The 1,974-nt window shown below is 71.3% G+C and carries 2 protein-coding genes; both read left to right on the top strand.

All coding sequences use genetic code 11. The annotated features are described in order from the left end of the window. Window positions 1-209 precede the first annotated feature (209 nt). A complete protein-coding gene (locus TN53_RS40355; protein WP_046263849.1) occupies window positions 210-1,226 on the top strand; it encodes a 3-oxoacyl-ACP synthase III family protein in 1,017 nt (338 codons plus the stop codon). Between the two features lie 117 nt (window positions 1,227-1,343). Further along, on the top strand, window positions 1,344-1,934 hold the full coding sequence (locus tag TN53_RS40350) for a malonic semialdehyde reductase (RefSeq protein WP_046263848.1): 591 nt from the start codon (window positions 1,344-1,346) through the stop codon (window positions 1,932-1,934). Window positions 1,935-1,974: the final 40 nt, after the last annotated feature.

The raw sequence follows: 1,974 nt of genomic DNA, 5'->3' as shown, positions 1-1,974 counted from the left end.
CGAGTGGACGTTCCCGACCGACGGCGGCGACCACGCCACCCCGGAGCAGACCACCGGGCCGTTCCGGCTGGCCGGGATCAGCGGCCACAAGCGGATCTACCAGACGCGTTAGAGCGTCTCGTGGGCATGTGGGCGGCCCATCGTGCGCCGCCCACCCGTCGGCCCCTTCGTACAGCCATTCACCGACCACTTGAGGGGAGGGCAGCCGCATGACAGAGGCAACGTTCCCGGGCCCCGGCAGCCCCATGAAGGACATAAGGATAATCGGCACGGGGGCTTATGTGCCGGAGCGGATCGTCTCCAACGACGAGGCCGGCGCGCCGGCCGCCGTCGACGACGCCTGGATCACCCGTAAGACCGCGATCCGGGAACGGCGCTGGGCCGCCCCCGGCCAGGCCACCTCCGACCTGGCGACGGCCGCGGCCCGTGCCGCGATGAAGTCGGCCGGCATCACCGCGGAGCAGCTGTCCATGATCGTGGTCGCCACGTCCACGCCGGACCGGCCGCAGCCGCCCACGGCGGCCTATGTGCAGCGCAACCTCGGTGCCGCCAGCACCGCGGCCTTCGACGTCAACGCGGTGTGTTCCGGCACCGTGTTCGCGCTCTCCGCGGTCGGCAGCGTGGTCCTGCGGCGCGGCGGCTACGCGCTGGTGATCGGCGCGGAAACGTACTCGCGCATCCTGGACCCGCCCGACCGCAGGACGGTCGTCCTGTTCGGCGACGGCGCCGGCGCCATGGTCCTCGGTCCGACCACGCAGGGCCCGGTCGTGCGGCATGTCGCCCTGCACACCTTCGGCGCTCTCTCGGACCTGATCCAGGTGCCCGCGGGCGGCAGCAGGCAGCCCCTGGACCACGCCGGTCTGGACGCCGGGCTGCAGTACTTCGCGATGGACGGGCGAGAGGTACGCCGGTTCGTGGTGGAGCAACTGCCGCAGCTGGTCAAGGGGTTCCTCCACGAGGCCGGTGTCGAGGCCACGGACATCAGCCACTTCATCCCGCACCAGGCCAACGGCGTCATGCTCGACGACGTCTTCGCGGACCTGGCCCTCCCCCGCGCCACCATGCACCGCACGGTCACGCACTACGGCAACACGGGCGCCGCCTCCATCCCGATCACCCTCGACGCGGCCGTCCGCGAGGGCGCCTTCCGCCCCGGCGAGCTGGTCCTGCTGGCCGGATTCGGCGGGGGCATGGCCGCGAGTTTCGCCCTGGTCGAGTGGGGGTGAGGGGGTCCCGCACGGATGCCGCCCCGATCCGACGCACGGTTCCTGGCCCCTCGTAGAAACCCCCGTAGAAGCCCCTGCCGAAAGCCCTGTCGAAAGCCCTGCCGAAAGGTTGCATCCATGGCCCTCGTCCTCGACGCCGCCGCCCAGGACCTCCTCTTCCGTGAGGCCCGCACGGCCAACGCCTTCCCCGACGAGCCGGTGACCGACGAGCAGATCGAGGCGATCTACGACCTCGTCAAGTACGGTCCGACCTCCTCCAACCAGACCCCGCTGCGCATCACCCTGGTCCGCTCCCCCGAGGCCCGTGAGCGCCTGGTGCAGCGCATGGCCGAACCCAACCGCGCGAAGACCGCCGCCGCCCCGCTGGTCGCGATCCTCTCCACGGACAACGAGTTCCACCAGGAGCTGCACAAGCTGGTCCCGCACTTCCCCCAGGTCAAGGACCTCCTCTACGCGGAGCGTCCGGCCCGGGAGGCGTCCGCCGTCCTCAACGGCGCTCTGCAGGCCGCGTACTTCATCATCGGTATCCGTGCCGCCGGCCTCGCCGCGGGCCCGATGAGCGGCTTCGACGCCGCCGGCGTCCAGAAGGAGTTCCTGGACGACGACCACACCCCGCTGATGATCGTCAACATCGGCAGGCCGGGCCCCGACGCCTGGTTCCCGCGCGCCCCGCGTCTGGACGTCGACGAGGTCATCACCACCGTCTGAGTCCGGCCCTTTCGGCTGTCCGGCGCCCGCGGCGGTCAGC

It is taken from the genome of Streptomyces sp. WM6386, assembly GCF_000972385.1.
Lineage (GTDB): Bacteria > Actinomycetota > Actinomycetes > Streptomycetales > Streptomycetaceae > Streptomyces.
Note: the sequence above shows the minus strand (reverse complement) of the source record. Positions and strands in the feature narration are given on the sequence as shown.

What these genes read in the sequence shown, in the direction of transcription:
- TN53_RS40355 (WP_046263849.1), top strand. Translation starts at nt 210, where the DNA reads ATGACAGAGGCAACGTTCCCGGGCCCCGGCAGCCCCATGAAGGACATA.
- TN53_RS40350 (WP_046263848.1), top strand. Translation starts at nt 1,344, where the DNA reads ATGGCCCTCGTCCTCGACGCCGCCGCCCAGGACCTCCTCTTCCGTGAG.